Genomic DNA, 23302 nt, shown 5'->3' on the forward strand with positions numbered 1-23302 from the left:
TATCAAATTTGGAGAACGATGCAAACTAAAACTCTAATAGCAAAAAATACAATTGACACAGTTTAATGAACATTACCTTCATTTATAAACTGCGTCAACGACCTAATAGGAGTCAGCAATAAACAGGAATCGGTCAGAATAGGAACAAAGGAATGAGCAAATCAACCAGACAAAGTTGGTCGGAATACGCAGTTCAAGAAGACTTGATCAAAAATAATCAATTTATTACCGTTAATATTTTGTCTCATTCCATTTTATATGTGAACTTAAGGCCTCAAATACAAACTCTAACAATCACTAAACAATGAAAAGAATAACCCAACTAACGCTAACAGTGCTGTTCGCTGTGCTGTTTTTTCATGGAGCAATGGCCAAGGTAAAACTTCCGGCTATTGTATCGTCGAACATGGTGTTGCAGCGCAATACAACCGTCGTTTTGTGGGGCTGGGCTGATGCCAGCCAACAGCTAAACATTGATGCAAGCTGGCTAGCTACGCCGCTGCAAGTAACAGCCGATAAGCAAGGCAACTGGCAGGTTGAAGTAAAAACGAACAACTCGACCGAGCCGCAAGTCATCCGAATAAGTAGTTCCGATACCAACATCACGCTCGACAATGTTGTTTTTGGCGAGGTTTGGCTCTGCTCAGGACAGTCGAACATGCAACAGTCTCTCAACGGTTATCCCGGTGAACCAACCTTTGAAGCAAACAAGGCCATTGCCCACGCAGCAAATCCCAACTTACGCATGTTTACAGCCACTCGTAAAGGCTCAAAAACGCCCCTCGCTGACCTTGAGGAATACACCGGATGGGAACAAGCCCATGCAGGCAATGTCCGCGAATTCAGCGCTATTGCTTATTTCTTCGGACAACAACTTCAGGAAATTTTGAATGTTCCGGTGGGCATGATCCATACCTCATGGGGAGGCAGCTCCGTTCAGGCCTGGATCAGCAAAGAAGCCATGAGCGACTACCAACAAGTTGACTTGGATGAGGTCGATATCAGCAAAACGACCAACCGTATTCCTACAGCTTTGTACAACGCGATGATTCATCCCTTGATTCCTTACACCATTAAAGGGGCTTTATGGTACCAAGGCGAATCCAACCGGGATGAACCAGATACTTACACCCAGCTATTCCCGGTTATGGTGAAAGACTGGCGTACCCGATGGGGAATTGGTGATTTCCCCTTCTACTACGTTCAAATTGCCCCGTATTGGTACAACGATCACGAGGTATTTAACACCCCTAAAAACACGGCCTTCTTGCGTGAATCTCAATTAAAATGTGCCGACTTGATTCCCAACTCGGGCATGGCTGTCACCCTTGATATTGGTATGGAGTACAGCATTCATCCTCCGAAAAAGAGAGAAGTGGCCGAGCGCTTGCTCTACTTCGCCTTAAACCAAACTTATGGGTTTGAAACGGTGGACTGTAACGGGCCGGTTTTCGACTCGAAGGAAGAAAAAGATGGTGGCCTGCTGCTTCACTTTAAGCATGCCGAAATGGGGCTGTTTACGCCCAACCACTTGCAGGGCTTTGAAATTGCCGGGCCTGATAAAGTGTTCTACCCAGCCCAGGCTAAAATTGTAAGCCGAAAAAACGTGCTCGTATCGAGCAACCAGGTTCCAAACCCGGTTGAAGTCCGTTACGGCTGGAGCAACTGGCTTGTTGGAACCCTGTTCGACACCAATATGCTCCCGGCCTCTTCGTTCCGTACCGATAACTGGAACGATGCCACCAGAGCCAAGGTGCAAGAATCATCGAACTAATTCGAGCAATTGAAGACCATTGGATGCTTTGAAAATAAGCGGCATCCAGTGGTCTTTAATCGTTCTCTTACATTTTCCCTGCAAAGGAAATCGCTCCGGCTTTCCGGGACTAAAAAAAACTTGTATTTTAATTGCACCTAATCATCTTCACCCCAGGTAGGGTGAATTGTGTTACCCGATAACTGAAAGCAACATGTTTTGGATCAAGCTGGGAATCTTGCTCATTGGATTTTTATTTGCCGGTATTCTGCCTGGCGCGGTTCGGAAAGCCATTCAACACATCAAAATAGATTTGAACACGCAAACCCTGAGTTTCCTGAGTAACAAAAGCCTGTACGGCAAGCAATATGCGAAAGGCTATAAACGCCTCCTGTTTGCGTCTTCCATTCTTTTGTACACCTTCTTCTGGCTTCTCTCCGAGTTTTATGACCTTGGAGAGCACGAAAAGCTGATGCAATACATCGATATTTGTGTGGCCTCATTAACCCTGCTGGCCTTTGTACCGCACAACCTAAAGCCCTACAGCCTCGACAATTTTACGCCGGCTTTGCAACGCTTCTTTCACAACCTGCTCGCCGTTATCGTTTTTTTATCGATCCCCGCTCTCATTGTCACCTACCAGCTTGCCATTCTCGAATACAAGCAGTTCCTGGGCTTATCGGGGTTGATTGTCATTGGCTTTGTCGTTTTGGCTACGGCCCTGTCTTTTCTGAAAAGTGGCATCAACGGAGCAACAGAGCTGCTTTTTATCAATGGCATTAGTATTTGGACCATCTTTGTCACCATCATGACCATTTTGAGTTAATTGTTCTGCAGGCGAAAGTCCCCTGCTCAGCTGATTGACTCCCCCCCCTAAAACCAGTCAAGCCAAATAATTTTATATCTTTAGCTACTCTTGGAAATCAGCAAGGGCAACTTGCAGGTAACCGTTAACCACATAAATAAACCAACTAAATTGACACCGATATGATGAAAAGCAGAAACTGGGTAATTGTAATCTTTGTCATTGCAATCCTTGGATTCGGAACTGGGTATTATTTTAAATACAGCTATAATTATTTAGGCCAGAATGTAGAGGTAGAAACCCCTGACAAAACAAAAAGTCAAGCGAGCTTATCCGAAGCTATTGCCTTTCTTGAAGAGATGAAGGAGCTTACGGAAAAGCACAATATCAATGACTCTTCTGTCTTCCAAAATGAACTTGCATTAAACCGACTTAAGGCTATTAACCTTATTTCAATAACAGGAATGATTTTAACATTGATTTTGGGGATCTGGTCAATTAGAAGATTATTGACATTCAAGTCTGCGAATGCCAATTGATAGCACTAAAACCAGGCTGGATTACAAATCCTATCCAGCTGGGAATTCTTCAGTCACCCAATAATAAAAAATGGGTTTTCTGACTAGCAGAAAACCCATGAAAGAATATCTTGTAAAAACGGGGAAGTTTATTTTTCCCACGGTTTTTGTTCGGCTGCAAAAGCCAATTGTTCATACCAGTCCTTGCCGTATTTTCGGATTAGTGGCTCTTTCAAAAATTGATAGAGTGGCAGCTTTTGGCCTGCGCCACACTCCCGGGCCGGCTTACAAATACGAAGTTCCTGGTAGTTTACAGCATCAAAGCGCTCGTATTCGGTAATGCGAACAGGAAACAGATGACAGGATACCGGTTTGCGGAAATCGACTTTTCCCTCCAGGAAGGCTTTTTCAATGGCGCATTTCACAATGCCATGCTCATCTTTAAACGTAAAAGCACATTCGCAGTTATTCACCAAAGGGGTAACCACATCGTCATCCGAGTCAACCACACTGGTTCCCTGACTCTCCACAACAGCCTTACCTTCCTCTGTCATATAAGGCTCCACAATTGGATAAATTTCATCCAGCTTAACGGCTTCCTCCTGGGTTAAGGGTGCGCCCGAATCGCCTTCGACACAACAAGCCCCTTTACATTTAAACAAATCGCAGAGGAAATGCTCCTCTACAACATCCAAACTCACAATGGTTTTACCAATTTCCAACATACCTAGAATAAATAAAAAGCCCTCCCAACAACAGCTTAGGAGGGCTCAAAGATATCTAAAAAAACTATCGCTTAATCAAAACTTTACCGGTCATTTCCTTTGGAATTTCCAAGCCCATTTCTGAAAGCAAGGTAGGCGCTACGTCGGCCAAAATACCATCGCTGATGGTCAGGTTTTTGTCATCGCTTACATAAATACAAGGCACTGGATTCAACGAGTGAGCCGTATTGGCTGATCCATCAGCATTCACCGCATTGTCCGCATTTCCGTGGTCGGCAATAATCAGCACATTGTACCCCTTTGAACGGGCAGCTTCAACCACTTCTTTCGCGCAGGCATCAACGGCAGTTACCGCTTTTGAAATGGCTTCGTAGTCGCCGGTATGTCCCACCATGTCGCCATTGGCAAAGTTCAAACATACAAAGTCCACTTCGCCTTTCAGCAATTCAGGAACAATCGCGTCTTTCACTTTAGGTGCCGACATTTCAGGCTGGTGGTCATAAGTAGGAACTTTAGGAGAAGGAATCAGAATCCGGCTTTCTCCTTCAAACTCATCTTCGCGGCCACCACTGAAAAAGAACGTTACGTGCGCGTACTTCTCCGTTTCAGCAATACGAATTTGCTTCAGTCCTGCATTCGAAACAATCTCGCCCATCGTGTTGGTTGGGTTTTCTTTTTCGAAGATCACATTGACGTCTTTGAAGTCTGCCTTGTAAGAAGTCATGGTATACCACTCTAAATTCATGGTGTGCATGCCAAACTCCGGAAGATCTTCCTGTGTGAACGCAATGGTTGTTTGACGCAGACGGTCAGTACGGAAGTTGTAGCAGATAACCACATCACCTTCTTCAATCACTCCAACCGGGCTGCCATCTTCTTTCACCATACAGATTGGCTTGATGAATTCATCGGTTACTCCGGCATCGTAAGAAGCTTTAATGGAAGCTAAAAGATCGGTTGATTTTTCACCTTTACCTTGCGTGTACAGGTCGTAAGCCAACTTCAAACGATCGTAGTTTTTATCACGGTCCATTCCGTAGTAACGGCCAATGATAGAAGCAAATTTACCGTTTGTTCCTTTCAAGGCTTCCAAATCAGTTTCTAAGAAACCATAGCCAGAACGAGGATCGGTATCACGACCATCAGTCAATCCGTGTACAAATACATCTTCCAGACCCATGTCGGTTGCCATTTGGCACAGGGCAACCATGTGTGAACTTAATGCGTGTACACCTCCAGGTCCAACCAAACCAATCAGGTGTACTTTTTTATTATTGTCTTTGGCGTAATTATAGGCTTTAACCAGCTGTGGGTTTTCCCACATCGATTTATCTTTAATTGCTTTGGTGATTTTCACCATGTCCTGGTACAAGACCCGTCCGGCACCAATATTCAAGTGACCAACTTCAGAGTTTCCCATTTGTCCATCGGGCAATCCTACATTTTCTCCGGAAGTCAGCAATTGTGAGTTTGGATACTCCTTCAACAAAGAATCCATGAAAGGAGTTGGAGCAGTTGCGATAATATCACTTTTAGAACCATCGCCGATTCCCCAGCCATCCAAAATCATTAACAAGGTTTTTTGTACGTCAGCCATAATTTATAATCGTTTTAAATAATTAACTATTTGCGGCACAAAAGTATTCTTTTTTAAGCGGGTTTGAAAATCAGTCAAGCTTCTATAAATCAAATTTAATGATTCCTTGATCTGGCGAATCAATTTACAATCAAGCCTCTAAAGAGCGGCTTGCGTTGCCCCGAATTTTCTCGTTTTATCACCTAACGCTTATCAAACTGGGAGCAGACTAGGCTTGTGCCCTCGTTAGTCGCTCTTAATCCTTTCTGAAAATAGAGCAACACCAGACTCTCAAAAACAGAAGGCGGTGAAAAACAATTGCTTTCAACTGTCTTTCACCGCCTTCAACGATTATTTTCAAGTCCTTGCTTACAAATTCTTTTCAGGGTACAGGTCGTTCCATTGCTGTGGCTGCTCTTTCAGTTTCATGTCGAACCAGGACATGATGGTCTGGTGCCACTTCAAGCGTTTTTGATAATCAATGATCCAGTGATCTTCGCCATCAACCAAAACCATTTCCACATCTTTTCCCAGTAGTTTAAGGGCCGCATAATACTGCAAGCTCTCGCCCACCGGCACATTGGTGTCGGCCGTTCCGTGAAGCAACAAAATGGAATTGTTGAACTTGTCGGCGTTGTAAAGCGGGCTATTTTCCACAAAAATATCTTTCCGACTCCATGGATAGCTGTTTTTGGCAGCTCCGGCATTGTAGGAATAGCCCCAATAACCTTCGCCCCAGTAGCTGGTGATGGAGCTGATTCCGGCATGCGAAATAGCCGTTTTAAACAACGAAGTGCGTGTTTGCAGCAACATCGTGGTAAACCCGCCATAGGAAGCACCAATACAGCCCACATTTTCGCTGTCAGCATCTGGGTGATCCGCCAGAAATTTTTCAGTTCCTTCAATAATGTCATCAATGGCATCGAAGCCCCAGCCATTCACATGCAAGGCTGAAAAGTCCTGCCCAAATCCGGTGGCACCACTAGGCTGCATCACATAAACCAGGTAGCCGGCTGCCGCCCAAATATTTTTCGGATAGCGTCCGCCAAAGGTTCGGCTGGTTGGCGAAGTTCCTCCGTAGAAGTTAACAATAACCGGATACTTTTTCCCCGCCTCGTAGTTAGGCGGATAGTAAACACGTCCGTAAATGGTTGTTCCATTTTTGTTGGTGAAGTTCCAATCGGTTGTTTTTCCAAACTGAACATTTGCCAACTGCTTTTCTTTAGGAAAACGAAGCAACTCGCTGGATGCCTTTTTCAAATTCAGTGCGTACAGCTGCTCAGGAGTAGTCTGGCTGCTTCCGGTAAACACCGCCACCGGCTTTTGATGCGCATAATCAATTGTTCCCAGCACATCTACCGGCAAGTCAATCTTCCGATAGGCTTTCTCCGACACGTCATAAGCGTACAAAAACTTGTAGCTTTTTTCCACGGCCGAGATATAAATCCGATCATTGCCCGCCCAATGGGCTCCGGCAACAGCCGGGTCAAACTCCCGGGTAATTGGATCGACCTCGCCGGACTGTAGGTTGTACAAAAACAGCTGCGAATCGTAACTGTTTGGAATCCGGCCAGCGCTTACATTTACGCCCAAATCGCCAAAGCATTCCGGACCACCCTGCACCAGCAGGTACTTGCCATCAGGCGAATACTGACACGAGCCACCGTACAATTTATCTTTCCAGATGGTATCCAGGGCCAGGCTTTCCAAATCCATTTCATACAAGTTTTGCTTGGAAAAGGGCACTTCAGAATAATCCATTTTTCGGGTTGAAAACAGGATTTTTGTTCCGTCCGGGTGAATATCCTGCAAGCTGGAAGTGAGGTTTCCGGCTGTCAGCGGAGCGATTATTCCGGTAGCAACATCAATCTTGTTCAGGCTTGAGCGGCTTCGGAAATAAGGCAAGCGATCGTCGTTTCCAAAAATTCGTTTGAGGTCGCCAGGCTTATCCGCTTTATGCGAGCGGCTAAAAATGACAAGCTCTTCCGTTTTAGCCCAACTGTACCCGGAAAAGTCTTCTATCTCGCGGGCAATGGATTGTTCTGTTCCATCAAGCAAATCGTAAACAAACAGCTCCGCCTTATCGTCAAAACGAAGAATATAACTGAGTCGATCAGACACGGGCAACCACTTAAGCTGGGAGATGCCAGCGTTGCGCATAACCAACACATTCTTCTGTTGATCCAGGTCGTACACCTCACTCCACGATTTCGATTTTCCACTGCCTTTAACTACTTCCGAGAAGTTGATTAAAACATATTTTCCAGAGGGAGAAACCGATGCCGATGAAACATCTTTTCCATCCAGCACATCGTGAATCGTCAGAAAGCGGTCAGCACTTAAACTCCAGTCCGATTGAGCCTCTGCAAATTCCTCATCTGCTGCAAACTCCGCGTTCAACTTCAGTGATTCTTCCGGAACAATTACTTTCAGCATCACCGGGTGCTTACCTGCTTCAAGCTTGAGGTCCATTTTATTGTCAGACAGTTTGGCTTCTTGCTGTGTTTTCTGAAGTTCACCATCCACATATATTTCAGCCACCGCATTCAGACTAATCGTTAATGCCCCTTTTGTCCAGCGATCAACCGACAAATAGCCCGAAAGCAACAGCAACTCACCAGCTGTAGCCGGCTGAATTAAGCTATCCTCGCTAACGGCAACTGTTTCCCATTGGTAATCGGTATGATCAAAAGATAGTTGAAGCTGCTTGAGCAAATTACTTTTTTCAAACTTATTGCCATCCACATTGGGGACATCGGCAAAAGCAGGCAAATGCGCTTGTTCAACACGTGTCAGTTCCCAGTTTTTCAATGCAAGCTTGTTCTGTCCGTACACCGAATGGACAAGCATCATTACAATCACTAAAAATCCAAATTGTTTCATCATTTGTTGGTTATTGGTATTGACCGGTTATTCCGGCAGTTGTTAACTCTGCTGCCAAAAATAGCGACTCCCATGCAGAAAAAGGCTGATTTTTATGCAAATTATGTTTTTCGCCCCGCCAATCCGCCTTTCCTGCTCACTTCCGATTTCTGCAAAAAAAGATAACCGCACAATCCAAGCCCTTGGTCTTAAACCAGTCAAGCTGAACTGCACGGTTATCTGAATTATTTTTCCGGCTCATAAAGCGCTGCTTCAGGCAAAGCTTTCCGGAAAAAGTAAGTTCTTAAACTACGCCTTGGGCAATCATCGCATCGGCTACTTTGATAAAGCCACCAATGTTTGCTCCCTTCGGATAGTTGATGTAGTTTTCATCTTCGCGACCATACTTCACACAAGTTGCGTGAATATCGATCATAATTTGCTGCAAACGCTCATCTACTTCTTCTCTTGACCATGGCAAACGCATGGAGTTCTGAGTCATTTCCAAACCAGATACGGCAACACCTCCGGCATTCGCTGCTTTTCCGGGAGCGTAAAGAATTTTAGCTTCCAGGAATACATCAATCGCTTCATTGGTTGAAGGCATGTTGGCTCCTTCAGCAACCAAAGTACAACCGTTTTTCACCAAAGTTTTGGCGTCATCTTCGTTCAATTCATTCTGAGTCGCACATGGCAAGGCCACATCACAAGTGATTCCCCAAGGTGTTTTACCTTCAAAGTATTCAGCATCAAATTTTTCAGCATATTCTTTAATCCGTCCGCGGCGGATGTTTTTCAGGTGCATCACGTAATCCAGTTTTTCGCGGTCAATTCCGTTTTTGTCGTAAATGAAACCGGATGAATCGGATAAAGTAACCACTTTAGCGCCTAATTCAATAGCTTTTTCTGTGGCAAACTGGGCCACGTTACCCGAACCAGAGATCACCACTGTTTTTCCGGCCAGGCTATCATTTTTGGTTTTAAGCATTTCCTGTGAGAAGTAAACCGTTCCGTAACCTGTAGCTTCCGGACGAATCAAACTTCCTGAATACTCAATTCCTTTTCCGGTTAAAACACCGGTAAATTCATTCCGAATACGCTTGTACTGACCAAACATGTAACCAATTTCTCTTCCGCCAACACCAATGTCACCGGCAGGAACGTCGGTATTTGGTCCGATATGACGTTGCAATTCAGTCATGAAGCTCTGACAAAAACGCATCACTTCGTTGTCTGATTTTCCTTTGGGGTCGAAGTCTGAACCACCTTTTCCACCACCCATCGGCAATGTTGTCAAGCTGTTTTTGAAAACTTGTTCGAAAGCCAAAAACTTCAGGATACCCAAATTAACGGTTGGGTGGAACCGAATTCCGCCTTTGTAAGGTCCAATCACACTGCTCATTTCAATGCGATATGCACGATTCACCTGAACATCACCTTTATCGTCAATCCAAGGTACTCTGAAAATGATTACACGCTCAGGCTCAACCATGCGCTCCAGCACTTTGTTTTTCAAGTACTTTGGGTTTTCGTTAATGAAAGGCATCAACGAAACAGCCACTTCCTGCACTGCCTGGTGAAACTCAGATTCATTGGGATTTTTGGCAATTACTTTTGCCATCAAGTCATCAACTTTTACGTTTAACAAATCAGCCATAATATTCTTTTTTTAAGTTTTCTTGCAATATCTCGAAGGCATTGCGCTTAGATTATTTGTAGCAGTTTGACAGCGTACAGCGAAATGCCTGCTACAAAAGTAACACAGGAAGGATTATTCAAAGAATTTTGAATTCAGATTAGGTATTTTACCTAAAGCCCTGTTCAAGCTCCTGTTTTTCAGCAAGAGTTTGGCTTAAATTTCGATGATGTTGTTCTTGATGGAGAATTTGACCAGCTCAACGGTGCTTTTAAGCTGTAGCTTTTGCATGATGTGGTTTTTGTGCGCATCAACCGTCCGCACGCTAATGCATAGTTCATCGGCAATCTCCTGGTTGGAGTAACTTCGCCCCCAAAGTTTCAGGACTTCAATTTGACGTTCACTCAGGCTGTTTAGGCCTTCGGTCTTCTCCTCGGGTGCCTCCAACTTGTCGATGTACTGATTGAGCACCATTTGATTGATGGAGCGGTTGAAATAATCAAAGCCATTGCGTAAAGTGCGAATGGCTTCAATAAGTTCCTTTTGCGAAGCATCACGTCCCAAAATGCCTTTGGCTTTCGATTTGACAATTTTCACAATCATATCCTCACTGTTGTCAAAAGCCAAAATCAGCAGCCTGGCTTTTGGGTTCAACAAGGACAGACGGACAATCAGGTTCATGGTACGAACGCTGGTATCGTGAATGGTTAACACCAAAATATTCAAACTTTTATTTTGCACCAGGTTCATCAATTGTTCCTTACCGTCGGCACAAAACAAAACATCAAAATCATCCACCTGATCCAATAGCAGCTTCAACCCCTGCCCCATCAGATGATGCTCATCGTAAATTCCTATGTTAATCATGTTTTAATAATCGCTGCTGTTTTTGTTTTTCCATTCATAATAACCCGCAACGGGCTGCTAAAACGTACATGTTTAAAATAAGTTGATTCTGCAATCAACTGTTGCTTTTGAAGCTCATCCCACCGAATAATGTCGGTAGATGAATTGTGAATGACCGAGAAGTACCCGATGTTCATCGAGGTGACATTGTGGAAGAAATGCGAGCCGAGCGAAGAGTCAAGCGGGAAGTTCTCAAGACTGGTTTCCACAATCACTTTGGCATTGGAAATTTGTGCCCAGTTAACCGGAATTCCCAGAAACTGATCGCGCGTGCCCCACCTTCCGGGACCAATCAGAATATACTTCCGTTTCTCCTTCACCATTTGGTTATTCAGAGCTTCAATTTCAGCAGCCATTTCCACTGTTTTCAGCTTGCTGAATTTTTCAGGCGACACAAAAATCACATCTGTAATTTTATTGATTTCGCCATTTCCTAGGCTCATGCCCGAACGCAAAAGCATTTTCTCCGGTTCAACAGCGTTGAAATCGAAGTTATGCGATTCGATACTGGCCAGCAACGGTTTAATTTGCAAGAGGTAAAAGGTTGGCCGTCCATGTTTTCCGGGAGTCAGATCAACGGCATATTCAATCTCAACCGGCGAACCAAAGGCTTCTTCCACCGCATGCAAAATAGCATCAATTGTTTTGGCCAGCGGAATGTACTCGTACTGCAGAATATTGGCAAAGTTGACCACACGCGGGCCATAAGTATCCAGCCCCGGCTCAACCGTATCGTTATCCGGATTGTAAACCGACACACAATGTTTCAAGGTGCCGTGTTTTTCAGCTTCTTCAATGTCAAGCAGGTCCAGCGCAGCCAATTCGCCTCTATTCAGCAAATCAAGATCCAGGTTCGAACAATTCAATGCATAAAACTTCACCTGCGTGCTATTCAGCAAATCTTTAATGCTGTAGACCGACACCTTGGGGTAAACCGGTGAAAAGCGGTACGATTTCCAGCCATTAACCACGTAAGTCCCCAGACCAATAGCCGCTACGGCAAAGCCTTCTTCAGGCTTCATGTCGGCCACCGGGTAATAGTTGAAAGACTGGGCTACACCACTGATATGAGGATAGTAGTGATCACCATGGAAATCGCCAACAACTTCCTGCAGCACAATAGCCATCTGCTCGTCTTCCACCCGGTGCTGAATGGCCTCAAAGTAAGTTCGGGCTCCATCCGAATAAATCGACGCATAAACCATTTTGATGGCGTTGGCCAAATGCTCGGCCACCTTGCGCTTATTTTGCTTGCTATTCGGAATAATATAAGTGTCGAATACTCCGGAGAAAGGATGAGTAATCGAATCTTCAGAGGTACTGCTGGAACGAACAGCTACCGGCTTATCAATTTGGTTGACATAGATTTTCAACTTACGCATCAGCGAGCTCGACAGGTTTGCCTCATAAAAGTGCTTTCGCAACTCTTCGTAGCTGATATCAGGGTCTGAAATGACTGACCTCAGGTTGTTCCGACTAATAAAATTCTGAAACTCGGTCGTTCCGATAATTACGGTAATGGGTGTTGAAATATTGATTTGCGAAGCCAAAGCAGAGAAATCGTAATTGTAAATCAACACATTGATGAAAGCCAGACCACGTCCTTTCCCTCCAAGTGACCCACTGCAAAACGAAACAATATTGCGTTCATCAAGCGTGGCCGTCTCATCAAATCCCATGATGCGGCCTTTCTTTTTCTCTTCCTTGTAGCGGGTAATGGTTTCCAGGAAAAACTTACGCGATTCATCGATGTGTTCCATGGAATTCACCGGAACCGGGTTCAGGGTTTTCGCTAGCTGAATTTCACCACGAGCCATCAGCCACAGCGAAAAGTTATTCTCCAGGGCATGTAAGTAGAAGGACTCATCCGGGATTTTCTGAAGCATGGTTTCAAACTCGCGCAGTGAGCGGGCAACAGCAATCTTTTCGTCTTTTGCATTGAGAAAAACAAAATTGCCAAACCCCAGGTAATTTTTCAAAAAGTGCTTCAAGTCCTGCAATAAGGTTTCGGAGTTTTTATCCAGGAAACTCACATCCAACTTTTTCGCATACCTTCGGTTACTCACTTCCGACGATTGTAAAATAACCGGAAGCTTGTGAATGTTGGACTTGGCATATTGAATGAAGTCAACTCCGGCTTTTTTATCAATTTTTCCGCCGCGTTCAAACTCCATGTCACTAATCACACACAGAATAAAGTCTTTGTACTTATTGAAAATCGCGGTGGCTTCTTCGTAATTCTTAGCCAACAAAACTTTTGGTCGCGAACGCATACGTCCGATTTTGTCCAGCTCATTTTTCTCCACTTCAGGCAGAATTTGCTGTACCTGATCAAAAATAATAGAGTATAAAAATTGTAAGTATTTCGAATAGTAAAGTGGTGAGTCTTCAATGACCAGGATCACGCGAACCAAGCCCACGCGGGTATCATTTTCCACATTCACCCGGTCCTCAATCGATTTAACAATGGCAAACAAGATGAGCGAATCGCCATTCCACACAAACAGCTGATCGACCGACCCAATAGTGGGAAGCAGCTTTTCAAAATAATTCAGATCACTTTTTTTATTCACCAACAGGTAAATCGGTATTGTTTTATGCTGTTCGCGAATCTGTTCGCTCAGTTCAATGGGTGCTTTCCGGTCAAGACCGGCCATCAGAATCACCAAATCGAAATTGGTGGTTTCCAGCAATTCAAGCGCTTCTTCGGCCGAAGAAACCCCAGTAATGCGGGGAAGCGAAAAAAGGCTGTACTGATAAATTTCGCCCAGGAACTTCTCAAAAAAGGAGTCCTCACTTTCCAGCATAAAGGCATCATACAAGGTAGACACAAACAGAATGTGCTTCACCTTGTACTTCATCATATCCAGATACACATACTTCTCGAGCGACTGTTGGTTGAAGTACAGCTGAAGCGGTTTCTTATTGCGCACCAACGATTTCCGGAATTCCTCGGACCGGTGCGGATTGGTAATCACCACGCCCTTACTGCTGATTATCTCAAATCCTTTGTAACTATTCAGGTAGCCATTTACCATCTGGCAAATGTTTCGAATCAGGTTTCGTTCTTCACGTAAAAAAGGGCCTTCATCAGCCTCAGGAAAGGCTTTCAGATAAAAAATTTCAATACTTCCCTTTTTGTTATCAACGGTTTGCAGTTGATCCATCTGTACCCAAGGAGTTTCTTCAAAGTTTGGGCTGATGTATTCGTCGCGCTCAAACCGGATCCGGCAAGCCGCGTATTTGGGATACTGCCACGACTGGGGTAAAATATTGCAAATGCGCTGCAGCGTTTCATAAACACTGTTGCTTTCTTCAAAAATCTTCGAGGTCTGGTTAATGGCATGAAGCTCTTTTAACCGTTCGGTATTTGTTTGCTGTAACCGGTTGAGCATATTTTTCACGGCTCTTCCCGCAATCAACTCTGCCAGGTTGTTCAGCAATTCGCGTTCTTCCTTTAAAAACGGGCCTTCATCCAAATCCGGAAACTTTTGGGTGTAAAAAACCTCAATGCTTCCCTTTTTACTCGTGTCGGTCTGAAAAAACTGCTTGATTTTCCAGGGAGTTTCCTTGAACCCCAGACTTTCATAGCTTTTCCCTCTGTATTCAATTCGAACTACAGTCGATTCAGGATACTGAAACGAAGCCGGCAGCAAGGCACAAATTTGAGACAAACTATCCTCCAGCTTGCGGTTTCGCTTCAAAATTTCAGCCGTTTTGTTGATGCCCTTCAATTCCTTCAACCGTTCCCGGTTTTCAACCAGCAGCGCAGCTAAGGCATATTTGCTAATCGCTCCCGACACCAGGGAACTTAAGCTTTTCAAGAAGCGTTCTTCTTCGGGAAGAAAGGGATTCCCTTCCGCCCCAGCCAGTTTTCGAACATAGAACAACTCAATGGTGCCTTGTTTGTTGTCAGCCGTTTCAAACGTCTGGCTGATGCGCCACTGGCTTGCTTTAAACCGGGGGCTCGTATACACCTGATCCGCATAAACAATTCGGGCCCGCGCATATTGGGGGTGCTGACACGCGCTGGGGAGATATTCGCAAAGCGCCAACAGCGCGGTGCCCAGCGAATTGCTATTGGCTAAAATCTCCGTAGCCTTATCAATCCCGCTCAGTTCCTTTTGTCGTTCGTTGTGAAGGCGATTCAGCTCCTCAAGCCGAATATTGGCAATGGCCCCTCCAATGATTGTGCGCCAGTAGGGCAATTGTTCCTTTACAGCCAGGTACGCATCAAAATTCTCCGATTGAATTAAGTCCGTATTGAAAAAAATCTCAATGATCCCCTCCGGCAGTTCCGAGGTTTCAATCAAACTGCGCAGCACCATGGTGGAATGCTTAAACCCCCGACTGAGGTATTCCTGATTGTCATAGGTGATGGAAACCGAAATTACCTCCGGCGACGCTCCTTTGACAATCTCATTGGCCATGCTTTTCAATAAGGAAGACAGCTTTGACTTTTGCTCAATCTGCTTCACAATAGCCTGACCAATTGCACTCAAACGCAACTTCTGTTCAAGACTTAATCGGGCATGCTGCTCATTCGTTTGCTTCTCGCCTTTGGATTCTCTATTCATAACTGGCCGGTATCTGGGTCAACTTTAAAGTTAAAATTAAACGCTTGACAATCGCTTTTTAATGCTTTTGCAAGAATACAAATATAAGTAACCATCGGCGATTGTCTACCCGAAACCGATTCTGTTTATGTTTTCTTGCCCGGTTTGAGCATAAAAAAAGAAATTGCACGACATAAGTAAAATCATCTTTCAGTTAAACCCAATAAAAAAAACCGATTGAAGAAAATTCTTCAATCGGTTTTAAACAATTTATGCCTTAATCAAATGAACCTGTAGCGGTTATTTTAGATCATTTGCTTTTCTGCATTCAAAATACTTAAAGCGTAGGATCAAATGTTCCACCCCAATCAACATTCTGTTCAATGTTGCTGTTTAAATCAATAACCTCCTGTTGAATTGGGAAAAAATAATACTTCTCAGGCAAAGAATTCACTTTTACTCCTGTAAAAGGAATCTGCAAGGTGCTGTATTTGAAGTTTTCCTCTGTAAGCTCATTGTTGGCTGCCTTTTCTTTTGCCGTTGCAATTGGCATTTCAGATCCGTCCGCATTAATTGCAATTGCTTCAACACCATGCTTAGTGGTTCCATCCAATACATCAAGCATTCTTAAGCGACGCAAGTTCCAGAAACGCATATCTTCAAAACAAAACTCAATGTTTCGTTCGGCAACTATTGCCTCCCGAATCTGTTCCCTTGTTGTTGCTGTAATACCGTAATTGCCATCATCACCAGCCTCAATGCCAGCTCTTTCACGGATTTCTTTCAAAATAGCAAGAGCAACATCCTGCTTGCCTGTCTCATTCGCTGTCTCTGCATAGTTCAGCATCACTTCTGCAAAACGCATAACGATAAAGTCAATGTCATACTGTTGAACCTCTGACTGCAGCAGCGACAAATCACTAGCTTTGCGCACAAAGAATCCGCTATAACGATCCAGATTGGTTGAATTGATATTTGCAACTGGGTTTACTCCGAAGTCATCCAAAACATCAGCAATTCCAAGTGCTGTATACTGACGGTTTCCTGATTTGTTTGAAACTTCATAAGCGGAACCATTCCAAACAATCGATTTATTAAATCGAGGATCACGATTCTCCCAGTAGCTTTGCAAAAATTCTTCATCAGTTTTATAATACTTTCCTGTTGGATCTTCATACAGTTTTCCATCTTTCATTGGAAACTCCTTGATAAACTCCCACGTTGGACAAGCCGAAGCCGGACCACGGCTTTCAGACCCCGGACGAACACCATAGTCCCAGTTGGCCGTTTTGTTTGGGTAAGTATTTATAACTGAAAAAACAACCTCAGGTCCTTTTTCTACCAAGAAGATATCTTCATATTGAGGAGTTAAAGCATAGCCTAAGCTTTTCAGTTTCGTATAAGCTGTTTCGTTTGCCGTGTGGGCCTCTTTCCAGTAGTTGTTATCCCATGGATTGGAGGGATTAAATTGAGGAGAAGCTTTGTAAAGCAATACTTTTGCTTTAAAAGCAATGGCAAAGCAACCATCTATTTTCCCGAATTCTGTTGACGATTTGGAAATTTGTTCCGGCAACAAACTAATTGCCTCATCCAGATCTTTGATAATAAAATCAAAGCATTCTGCGGTTGAATTTCTTTTAACATAGAGATCATCGGTATCTTTATCCTGGGGAACCGTAATATAAGGAACACCTCCGTGATACCTTACCATATTAAAATAAACGTATGCACGTAAAAACTTTGCCTGTCCAATTATGTAATCTTTTACTTCCTGATCCAAAGTTCCTGCATCTACATTTACGATAGCCTCGTTGATTAAACGAATGGTTTCATAATTCCATTCTTTATATTGGGTATTGGTGATCGTAACCCTGTCGAGGTAAAAATGGATACCTGACAGCTGTTGTGTTTTTTGATCCAATGTAGCTGACCAATTTCCCATGACCTCAGCATATACGTTTGCCATATATGCTTCCACCAACGATTCATCATCCCATACCAAGTCGGCATTGTAGTCGTATATGTTTTCAATATCCAGCGTGTCACAACTATAGAACATAAAAAACGCCAGGATGCTAAATAGTAAATATTTATTCTTTTTCATCATTGTGTCTGTTTTAAAACTTAATATCAATACCGAAAGTAAATGATTTCATCAATGGATAAGAGTCATAACAATCCTGTTCCGGATCGTGGAACTCTGTCATTGGAGAAAGAACAAACAAATTGGTACCATTAAAGAACACTTGTGCTGAGCTAATTCGCAAGCCAGTCAACCATTCCTGAGGAATTGCATAACCAACATTCAAGTTTTTCAATCGTAAATAAGCTCCGTTTCTGATCCAGAAAGACTGGTTGCCAGTTCCTGATTCGTACCAGTTTTTACCAACTACACGCGGATAATCTGTATCGGGGTTATCCGGAGTCCAAACATCATCAGCCCAAATTGGGTAATATGGTCTTACTGTACCTCCGTACTGACGAATACCACCATAGTTGGTTCCAAGGTTGCTGATCATCCGGTCGTACATTCCTACTCCCTGAAAGTGCATGTCCACAGTAAAACCTTTCCAGGTAACGCTGCCTCCAAATCCATAATTAATTCGCGGAGCCCCATTCTCTGAAAGTAGCTGAATGTCGTTACCATCAATTTTACCGTCAGGACCAGAGGTATAACCATCTCCTCTTACATCTTCAAAATACAATCCTCCCAGGTAAGGATCACGTCCCCACTGGGTAAAACCTTTAGCTAAAAGCTCATCCAATTGTTCTTGTGTGCGAATAATTCCAATTGTCTTATAACCAGTCAAACGATTAAGCGGACTGCCAATAGCAGAAAATTCTTCAAGATTGCCTCCTGGCGAATACAATGCCGTTTGATCCAAAACATCCCATTGGTCTTTTGAAAAACCAACATTTCCATAAACCGAATAATCTAATTTATCATCAAATGCTTTGTCTCTCCACATAGCATTGAACTCCAAGCCACGCCATGATCTTGCGGCATAGTTTTCAGGAGCCAGCTCTTGTCCATAAGTATCAGGAATTGTTACAATACGTGAGCCCAGAATATCTTCCTCTTCTTTGTAAAATCCTTCGATAGATCCTGACAATCTGTTATCAAACACCGTAATATCAACTCCCACATTATAAGTGGTAGAAGTTGCCCAAGTCAGAAATGGATTGGGAGTCGCCCCCGGTTCAATTCCCAGGTTTAGATTATCACCCCATACATAAGAGTTTCCTGACTGAAAAACAGGCATGTACGAAAACGGCAAAATTTCATTATTCGCTACATTCAAGTCATTACCTGTAGTTCCATAAGATGCCCGAATCTTCAGATTGTCTAACCATCCTGAATAATCTTGCATAAAGCCTTCCTCACTAATTCGCCATGCTGCTGATACTGAGGGAAAGAATCCCCACCTTTTCCCTTTTGGAAAGAGCGTATTACCATCATACCGGAATGAGAACTCACCAATATATTTCTGAGCATAAGTATAATTAAATCTTCCGATCCAAGAGAGACGACCACCTGTTACCTCACTCGCCGATCCCCATCTCCTTTCGGCATCGGTTGAATACACAAACATCTGGTCGTAATTCGTTAGCGGATCTTCTCCTTTTGCATACACATATTCGCCTCCGTTTGCGGCTTGCTCCCATACTACAGTAGCAGCAATGTCATGCTTTCCAAATGAATTATCGTAGTTCAAAAACCAGTTCAATTGCTCACTCCATAACGTACGAACATTGTAGCTCAAGAATTCCTGATTTTGAGAAAAAGTAAAGGTATTCATCTTGTTTGGATCTGGAACAGCAGGAACGAATCGGTTGTCGTCGGGATTGGCCGCAGCCCAAACATAGTTATGCTGATAAGTTAGGTACTTTTTCCGCATATAATCATTACTGATGTAGTTTCCAACAAACTTAGTGCTAAGTCCGGGAATAAAATTGCCTAAATCAATATCGAAAGACAAAATGGCATTTACCTCTCGTTTCCGGGTCTTGATGTATCGATCTCCGATTACCTGATCGATTACGTTCCAGGCCTGCCAGCTTCCCATAGGAGTTTGAACAGGGAAATTCGTTACTTCGTTTGCAGGTGTTCCATCCTCGTATAGGTAGAACGGATAGGTTTTGGGCCAGTTAAAAGTACAGCGATAAAGGTCACCGATGGTTTGTTCATCATCTCCGGAGAAAGGCCAATAAAACCGGTTTTGTTTTTGTAGGTTGGCAGACAAGTTTAGGTTCATTTTAATTCTATTCGTGATATGTGCAGTCACGTTTGAACGTAAATTGAACTTGTCATTCTCCAGGTTTTTATACGATCCTGTTTCTCCAATATAACTTCCCAATGCATAGTAAGTCACCTTTTCGCTTCCGCCTGACACACTCATAGAATGTTTTTGATTCCAGGGAGTTTGCCAGATATAATCATTTACATTGTAGTTCTTATCTTTAAAATATTCGAACTCTTTTTCTCCATTAGGAAGATCCAATCCCTGAAATTCTGCAACACGGTTTTGATAAATCAATTCATCAATCGCTGTTGTTTTATCTGCAAAGAGTTCTTGAGTCGGAGTCATAAAAGTATATGAACCTTGATAGTTGAACTCAGGTTCTTGCTTTGTTCCAGTTTTAGTCACCACCAGCACAACTCCATTACCAGCCTGAGAACCGTAAATAGAAGCAGTTGCTGCATCTTTCAAAAAGCTCAGTTGATCTATTTCATTCACTTCAAGGGCATCAAAAGCTTCTTTATCCCGAACAATTCCATCAATCACAAAAAGAGGCTCTCCAAACCCCCCACGAATCCGGATATCTGATGTAGCCCCCATTAAGCCTGAGTTTCCGGTAATATTTACTCCAGGAGCACGTCCGGCCAAGGTATTCGAAACATTGGTTGTAGAAATGTTACTTAGCTCATCCATTTTTACAGCTGTAATAGCTCCGGTTAAATTCACCTTCTTTTGCACGCCATACCCAACCGCTACAACTTCGTCAATTCCAATGGTTTCTTCTTCTAAAACAACATCGATTTGACTTTTCTGATTCACGGCCACTTCCTGGGCCCTCATCCCTACAAATGAAAAGACCAACGTTGCATTAGCAGGAACATCAGTCAAGGAGTATGCACCATCTATATCAGTTACTGTGCCCTGTGAGGTTCCTTTTACAATAATTGCCACCCCAGGGAGAAATTCACCATCAGGAGAAGTAACTTTTCCCTTTACCGTAATCGTTGGAGCCTGACCTTCGTACCCTGGACTTAACGCAATTTGATTGTCGATAATGCGATAGTCAACGCCAGTACCTTCAAAAATGGATTCTAATACTTCTTTAACATCTGCTTTTACAAAGCGGACATCCACTTTACGCCTTACATCAATCATGTCTTTATTGTACAAAAACACAAAACGACTCTGCTCCTCGATGCTTAGCAGGACATTCTCAATGGTTTCATTCTTTAGCTCAACCGTTAGACTAGTGGTTTGTGAATATCCTTTTTCGGCAAATACCTGAATAACACAAATCAAGGTTAAAAAAATGGTTAATTTCATAATTCTAAGGATCTTATGCATACCGGGTCCGAATGCCGGCTGTAGCATGTTCTTTTTTTTCATAAATTTGTACTGATTAGTAATTTATACAAGCTAATTAAACACTAAGAATCAGATGCGGAAGTGTTCGCAGCACTTTCGCATCCTTGTTTTTTTCATAGGCATTTTATTTTTTCGGTGACATCATTTGGCTATTTATTTTTCCAGAGTATAACTTCTGCTTTCGAAAAGCTACCATCTTCAAGTATCTTGGCTCTCTTGTATTTATAATCCAATGGAGCCGTAAATGTCAATAGTTCCAGAATTTGCTCCAAGGGTTCTCCACTTATCGTTGCATTGTATTTCGTGTGACTCAGTTCCTCTCCATCCCGAAGTTCAATCGACACATTATACCGTCGTTCCAAGGTTCGTAAAACGGAGCCTAGAGATGCATTTCGAAAAATGTATCTTCCTTCACGCCAACAGGTATAGGGGTAAATGTCGTCCTTTTGCTTATCCAGCTGTTCACTGGCGCGGTTAAATGTGACCACCTCTCCCGGAATCACTTCCAGCTGCTGACCGTTGCTGTTTAACGAGATTTTTCCTTCAGCCAAAGCAACGGTTACATTTTCTTCATTTTCGTAAGCATGGACATTGAATTCGGTTCCATGAACCTGAATGGTAGGTCCTAGGTTTTTCACAAAAAATGGTTCTTCCCCTTTAGCAACCTGAAAGTAAATCTCACCAGACATTTCCACTTCCCGTTTTTCCCGGGAAAAAACTGCCGGATAATTCAAGGTAGAACCCGAATTCAACCAGGCTTTGGAACCGTCCGGCAATTCGGCAACCAACTGGCCTCCAAGTGGCGCTTCAACCTGAACCTGGTGTTCCTGGTGATAATTCGCCACGCGCTTGAAATCAGCTTCTAATTGCAGTTGGTTGTAGAAAAACCAAAGGGCAGCGATGGTTATAGGCAAAATCAAAATGGCAGCAACTCGCTGATACCATCCCAAAACAACTGGAGTTATTAGCCTTTTTGTTTCAGTCTGCATTCTTTGTTCAGCCTGCTCCCATTGCCGATCAATTTCGACTGGAGAAGGATTTACCTTTGCAAAACGAAACATCCGCACGGTTTCACAAGCTTCTTTAAATACAGGCAAGTATTCCGGATGCTCTTCCTCCCATTGTTCCCAATAGCTGTTGTCCTCCTCACCCGTTTTCAATACCCAAGCAACAAATCGCTGATCAGCAATTAATTTCTCGTAAATATTTTGTTTATTTTGCTTCATCCTTTTTGAGCTTCTATTTAAAGGATGGCAAAATCAAAACTTTATACTCACCTAATTTTATTTTATTTCAAAAAAAGTTCACGAAAGGAAAAATCGAAAAGAAAGAAAGCACGTTCAAAAAACAGAGCAAGAAGAATGTCCAAATAAACTTAATAGAATCAATTCGATATTTCCAGGCTGATGAATATCCGATTCTCCCACCTCTTTTCGTATTTTCTCCAGAGTTCTAAACAGTAAATTCCGGACAGACTGAATATTCATCTCCATGATTTCAGCAATATTGGGAAAATCGAAATTGTGATAGAAACGCAAGTAAATAACCTCACGCTGGCGTGAAGTGAGTTGTTCCAAACAAGATACAACCTTTTGAGATAGTTCTGCTTCCTGTTCTCTTTCAACCATGAAATCCTCAACTGAAATTTCAAACCATCCAGCATCCATTATCTCTTCCAGCTTCTTCTTCGGTTGCTCCGCCTTCAAACTTTGCAATAGATCATGCTTCAAACTAATCAGCAAATACACCTTTACATTTCCTACCGGCCGGAGTTGAGTGCGCTTCTCCCAAAGTCGCACAAATAAATTCTGAATGTGGTCTTTTACCGAATCATCCGATGGAATAAACTTCATACCATAAGCAAGCAAATCCGAAAAATACAACCGGAAAAGTCTTCCTAAAGCATCTCGGTCTCCCTCAAGAAACGTCAACCAATTCTTCGAGCTATCAATGTCCATTTTATTTAGATGACAAACCATTAGCCAACAAGGAATAAGATATCAAAGAGAAAAAATCATCCTCCAACAAAATACAATTCTCAGAATTGCAGAAAAAATTGTTTTCTATCAATGACTTCTGATCGCATAAAAGTAGGTAAAAATAAAAAAAGTCAGGCCCCTGCTTACTGATCAATTTTTTCAGTCCCAAAAGCAGAGAAGAACTGTTTTGAATAGCCTCAAGAATATAAAACGCCAGCAAGTACAAGCGTCTAAAATTCTCAGGCAAACTCAGGGTCAAAACCTACCCGTGACAAACCAAAATCAAGCACTATATTGACACTGTGTTAATTTCGTTTTAAATGAGGATATATAATTGCTTTTCATGTTATTCAGCATAAAAAATACGTACATTTGCCGCC

General features: G+C 43.0%; 13 protein-coding genes. 3 read left to right on the plus strand and 10 right to left on the minus strand.

What is annotated here, in order from left to right; all coding sequences use genetic code 11:
- Positions 1-304 precede the first annotated feature (304 nt).
- From ACRD6K_RS18015 to ACRD6K_RS18025, 3 genes are all read left to right on the plus strand, one after another.
- Complete coding sequence (locus ACRD6K_RS18015; RefSeq protein ID WP_430974395.1) at positions 305-1774, plus strand: sialate O-acetylesterase; 1470 nt, start codon at positions 305-307, stop codon at positions 1772-1774.
- Between the two features lie 193 nt (positions 1775-1967).
- Positions 1968-2579 (plus strand): hypothetical protein, encoded by a 612-nt coding sequence (locus ACRD6K_RS18020; protein ID WP_430974396.1) that lies wholly within the window; start codon positions 1968-1970, stop codon positions 2577-2579.
- A gap of 161 nt (positions 2580-2740) precedes the next feature.
- Entirely contained in the window at positions 2741-3097 is a 357-nt protein-coding gene (locus ACRD6K_RS18025; protein WP_430974397.1) for a hypothetical protein, read from the plus strand.
- Between the two features lie 128 nt (positions 3098-3225).
- Here the strand turns inward: ACRD6K_RS18025 and ACRD6K_RS18030 are convergent, their stop codons facing one another.
- The 10 genes from ACRD6K_RS18030 to ACRD6K_RS18075 form a co-directional block, all read right to left on the minus strand.
- A complete protein-coding gene (locus tag ACRD6K_RS18030; RefSeq protein ID WP_430974398.1) occupies positions 3226-3801 on the minus strand; it encodes a DUF3109 family protein in 576 nt (191 codons plus the stop codon).
- Positions 3802-3865: 64 nt separating this feature from the next.
- Positions 3866-5398, minus strand: coding sequence for a 2,3-bisphosphoglycerate-independent phosphoglycerate mutase (gene gpmI / locus ACRD6K_RS18035; protein WP_299581145.1), 1533 nt, complete (start codon positions 5396-5398; stop codon positions 3866-3868).
- Positions 5399-5746: 348 nt separating this feature from the next.
- Positions 5747-8263 carry a prolyl oligopeptidase family serine peptidase gene (locus ACRD6K_RS18040; RefSeq protein ID WP_430974399.1) on the minus strand — a complete coding sequence of 839 codons (2517 nt, stop codon included), beginning with the start codon at positions 8261-8263 and terminating at the stop codon, positions 5747-5749.
- Positions 8264-8543: 280 nt separating this feature from the next.
- The gene (gene gdhA, locus ACRD6K_RS18045) at positions 8544-9896 is read right to left on the minus strand and encodes an NADP-specific glutamate dehydrogenase (protein ID WP_430974400.1); all 1353 of its coding nucleotides are present in this window, start codon (positions 9894-9896) and stop codon (positions 8544-8546) included.
- Positions 9897-10091: 195 nt separating this feature from the next.
- Complete coding sequence (locus tag ACRD6K_RS18050) at positions 10092-10742, minus strand: response regulator transcription factor (protein ID WP_430974401.1); 651 nt, start codon at positions 10740-10742, stop codon at positions 10092-10094.
- Positions 10739-15358, minus strand: a complete 4620-nt coding sequence (locus ACRD6K_RS18055) for a PEP/pyruvate-binding domain-containing protein (protein WP_430974402.1) — start codon at positions 15356-15358, stop codon at positions 10739-10741. Before ACRD6K_RS18055 ends, ACRD6K_RS18050 begins: the two co-directional genes overlap by 4 nt.
- Before the next feature lie 316 nt (positions 15359-15674).
- Positions 15675-17444 (minus strand): RagB/SusD family nutrient uptake outer membrane protein, encoded by a 1770-nt coding sequence (locus tag ACRD6K_RS18060; RefSeq protein WP_430974403.1) that lies wholly within the window; start codon positions 17442-17444, stop codon positions 15675-15677.
- A 10-nt stretch (positions 17445-17454) separates the two neighbouring features.
- Positions 17455-20901: a TonB-dependent receptor gene (locus ACRD6K_RS18065; RefSeq protein WP_430974404.1), complete on the minus strand. Its 3447-nt coding sequence runs from the start codon at positions 20899-20901 to the stop codon at positions 17455-17457.
- A 191-nt stretch (positions 20902-21092) separates the two neighbouring features.
- Positions 21093-22169 (minus strand): FecR family protein, encoded by a 1077-nt coding sequence (locus ACRD6K_RS18070; protein WP_430974405.1) that lies wholly within the window; start codon positions 22167-22169, stop codon positions 21093-21095.
- 114 nt (positions 22170-22283) lie between these two features.
- Positions 22284-22901 (minus strand): RNA polymerase sigma factor, encoded by a 618-nt coding sequence (locus tag ACRD6K_RS18075; RefSeq protein ID WP_430974406.1) that lies wholly within the window; start codon positions 22899-22901, stop codon positions 22284-22286.
- Positions 22902-23302 lie beyond the last annotated feature (401 nt).

Source organism: Sunxiuqinia rutila, from assembly GCF_050589705.1.
GTDB lineage: Bacteria > Bacteroidota > Bacteroidia > Bacteroidales > Prolixibacteraceae > Sunxiuqinia > Sunxiuqinia rutila.

What these genes read in the sequence shown, in the direction of transcription:
- ACRD6K_RS18015 (WP_430974395.1), top strand. Translation starts at nt 305, where the DNA reads ATGAAAAGAATAACCCAACTAACGCTAACAGTGCTGTTCGCTGTGCTG.
- ACRD6K_RS18020 (WP_430974396.1), top strand. Translation starts at nt 1,968, where the DNA reads ATGTTTTGGATCAAGCTGGGAATCTTGCTCATTGGATTTTTATTTGCC.
- ACRD6K_RS18025 (WP_430974397.1), top strand. Translation starts at nt 2,741, where the DNA reads ATGATGAAAAGCAGAAACTGGGTAATTGTAATCTTTGTCATTGCAATC.
- ACRD6K_RS18030 (WP_430974398.1), bottom strand. Translation starts at nt 3,801, where the DNA reads ATGTTGGAAATTGGTAAAACCATTGTGAGTTTGGATGTTGTAGAGGAG.
- gpmI (WP_299581145.1), bottom strand. Translation starts at nt 5,398, where the DNA reads ATGGCTGACGTACAAAAAACCTTGTTAATGATTTTGGATGGCTGGGGA.
- ACRD6K_RS18040 (WP_430974399.1), bottom strand. Translation starts at nt 8,263, where the DNA reads ATGATGAAACAATTTGGATTTTTAGTGATTGTAATGATGCTTGTCCAT.
- gdhA (WP_430974400.1), bottom strand. Translation starts at nt 9,896, where the DNA reads ATGGCTGATTTGTTAAACGTAAAAGTTGATGACTTGATGGCAAAAGTA.
- ACRD6K_RS18050 (WP_430974401.1), bottom strand. Translation starts at nt 10,742, where the DNA reads ATGATTAACATAGGAATTTACGATGAGCATCATCTGATGGGGCAGGGG.
- ACRD6K_RS18055 (WP_430974402.1), bottom strand. Translation starts at nt 15,358, where the DNA reads ATGAATAGAGAATCCAAAGGCGAGAAGCAAACGAATGAGCAGCATGCC.
- ACRD6K_RS18060 (WP_430974403.1), bottom strand. Translation starts at nt 17,444, where the DNA reads ATGATGAAAAAGAATAAATATTTACTATTTAGCATCCTGGCGTTTTTT.
- ACRD6K_RS18065 (WP_430974404.1), bottom strand. Translation starts at nt 20,901, where the DNA reads ATGAAATTAACCATTTTTTTAACCTTGATTTGTGTTATTCAGGTATTT.
- ACRD6K_RS18070 (WP_430974405.1), bottom strand. Translation starts at nt 22,169, where the DNA reads ATGAAGCAAAATAAACAAAATATTTACGAGAAATTAATTGCTGATCAG.
- ACRD6K_RS18075 (WP_430974406.1), bottom strand. Translation starts at nt 22,901, where the DNA reads ATGGACATTGATAGCTCGAAGAATTGGTTGACGTTTCTTGAGGGAGAC.